Annotated in this window: 3 protein-coding genes; all 3 read right to left on the bottom strand. The window is 41.3% G+C overall.

Translation table 11 applies throughout. The features are described from left to right. Positions 1-939 (bottom strand): amidohydrolase family protein (locus B3Z75_RS04895; RefSeq protein WP_294068260.1); only part of this gene is annotated, 939 nt, incomplete at its 3' end. 18 nt (positions 940-957) lie between these two features. Continuing rightward, the gene (locus B3Z75_RS04900) at positions 958-1,392 is read right to left on the bottom strand and encodes a hypothetical protein (protein ID WP_294068261.1); all 435 of its coding nucleotides are present in this window, start codon (positions 1,390-1,392) and stop codon (positions 958-960) included. A 503-nt stretch (positions 1,393-1,895) separates the two neighbouring features. Next, positions 1,896-2,870 (bottom strand): M23 family metallopeptidase (locus tag B3Z75_RS04905; RefSeq protein WP_294068262.1); only part of this gene is annotated, 975 nt, incomplete at its 5' end.

Genomic DNA, 2,870 nt, shown 5'->3' on the forward strand with positions numbered 1-2,870 from the left:
CAACGTTTCATTTAACTTCAACCATCCGTCCCACAATATAAAATTCGGACACTGATAACTTCCACTTTTCTTTAAATCCGAAAATAGCTTGTGAGCCTTTACCGGATCATGCGTTTTCAGAATTTCATCTGTTTGAACCCAGTATAATAATCTTACAATATCATCAAAAGAACTGTTGTATTGCGTAGCTGTCTGAATCAACTGCTGCCTGATTGAATCTTCATTTGAAGAACATGCCAGAAGAATTCCAAATAAATGTTCGAATGTACCCATACCCTCCCGAGCAACTTCACTCATGTTGAAAACAATCGGACAGTGACCTCCTACAGGTACGTTCTGTTTTTTAGCTTCGTAGAGTAAAGCTTTAAAAGCTTCAGGCTCGTATAAATCGAATATCTTCACGAAATCAGCGCCGCTATCTTTTACTTTCCTTATAACCGCGACAGCATCTTCCTTTGTATTCATCTGCATGATGCCATCCCATTGCTGATCTTTTCCAAAAATTACAACAGGGATGTAAATGTCGGGTCCAATTATTTTTTTTTCGGAAATTTGTCCCCGCAATTCTGACAAATACCTGAAATATTTCTCGTTACAAGTCATTTGCCTTACACTGGTCACTCCATTGGCAATCAGTAAAGGGAGGAATAACTCACTATGGGAGATGTGTACATGCATGTCCCATAATCCGGGTATCAGATACATCCCTCTTCCGGATATTACTTTTGTGCCATCTGCAGGTTCTGATGAATTGCTTTGCAGAATGCTTACAATTGAATCTCCCGTAATGAACACCGTCATGTCTGCTAGCGGTGCATTTCCGGTTCCATCTATTACGGTTACATTTACAATTGCTTCATCAGACGCAATCACCTTCGGGTTTTCCTGACTGAAGGTAAGAGCAGGAAGCATGATTAGAAGAAGCAATAATTTTCTCATGCCCGGCCATTTTAGAAATTATTTAAGACGGATATACTTTTCAATCATGTAATTCTGCTGAAGATTCCAGTTCTCATCTACCGGCCAACTTTGAATGAGTGTGTCATTCCTGATTTCTATCAACATATTGATCGTTTTTCCCTTTGCTTCCGGGAGAAGATGATTTTCTAAAATACTCTCTTCGTAATGGTTTCCTTCGGATAATTTATACGTACCCCAGCCATAGTTATCGTATAACATGTTGTCCAACTCAAAATAACCGGCAAAAGTAAAGCATCCGTCTGTCCAGAATTTAACCCCCGAACCGGTATCTTGTCTCGTTAGAGGTGTCTCGCTAAAATGATCCTCTACGTATACCAATTGCCATGCACCCTCAATAGATGTATTTTGGGGAATGCTGCTGCTTAAAATAACTCCCGAGATCATCAGAGAAAGAAAAACTGCTGTTTTCATGATTCACGTAAAAATTAAGACTGTTTTTTTGATAAAATCCAAGTTTCGCACGATCTTATTGCGATTTTCGCCCCGATACCCGGATATGTAGCCTTCGTTGACCCATTCCGGAGATATACCCCAACGTTTTTAATTCAACTGCATAAGTAATAAAGTTAAAATTAAACAACTTGTTAGTAGGTTGTTATAACTACAAATGCAAAGAATTGCATTTTGCGTACACCGGTGTATGCAATTTTGGACTGTAAATACATTAGTGAATTTCAAGATATTGATAAACAGTGTGAGAGATGCGTTTTTCTGTGCAAATTCATTTTTTATGCAACGAAGTTAAATAAATGTAATTATATTATCATTGAAAGAATGCTGGATGTTGTGCATTCAGCCGGCTGAGGATGAGGTTGTCACGTCCTGAAATAAGTTTAGGCTTACACCAAAAATCCCTTTATTGTCCTTCATGGTATCGGTAATGCCCAGGTGTTTCCCCGCTGTCATTTTCAGATTTATTCAAAACTGACAATGGAGATTTGTTCCATCATGGCATTGGCAACTACTGTCGGCGTAATGGGCCCTGTTTCAAAATCGGCCATTTTTGTATACTTTTTGAAGACAAACGGGAGTCCGTTTGAGAAAAGGAGATCGGGCCCGTCCGCAATTTCGAAATGCAAATGAGGAGCGGTGGAGTTGCCTGAATTACCCAACAAACCAATGGGGTTCCCCTCCTTTACGTTGTCCCCCTCCTTCACCATAAACGAATGGGGAACGCAATGTGCATAGAAGGCATACTGTCCGTCGCCAATATTCAGAACAAGATAATTCCCGCCCAACTCATCGACGGTATTCAGCGGAACATCCTGCGCATCTCCGTTGTTTTCGGCCCGGCCGTCCTTTATGGAATGTACGATGCCGTCTGCCACAGCATACAAAGTATCCTTGTAGTTAAAGTACGATTCGTTTACTTTGGGATCTCCATTCAAAAGATTGTCCATTTCGTCATTCAGCTGCGCGTTGTCAAAAGCAAAACGTTCTCCCCGGTATATTTTACCGTCGACAAAAAATAACCTGAAAAAATGATATCCCAGGGTGGACTGATTCACAAACAGCCAGTTATTTCCTTTTACGGGAGATGAGATGGCGACAGGTGTCTCACCAAGTCGTGGAGTAAAAACGCCACCTTCCACAATAACCTCTTTCTGCTGAATGGTATCCCTAAACATGAAACGATGTGAGATCCTGGCGGGTTTGGTTTGATCCAACGGGATGGGAAGTTGTATGGACAGGTAATAGCCCGAGATTTGATCATATGCGAAGTAGGGGTTGGGGTCTAACGGATCCTTGTTGATAAAGGGCAAATCGGGCTGAGTGATTGTCATCAACGCCGCTTTGGAACGATCATCCAGGACAACGATCTGTTCCAGTCTGAGCCCCTCTTTTTCCCATTCCCATGTTTGCAGTGTATAGGGTATCCGATAATATTT

Origin of the sequence: Proteiniphilum sp. UBA1028, from assembly GCF_002316955.1 — a bacterium.
Taxonomy (GTDB): Bacteria; Bacteroidota; Bacteroidia; order Bacteroidales; family Dysgonomonadaceae; genus Proteiniphilum.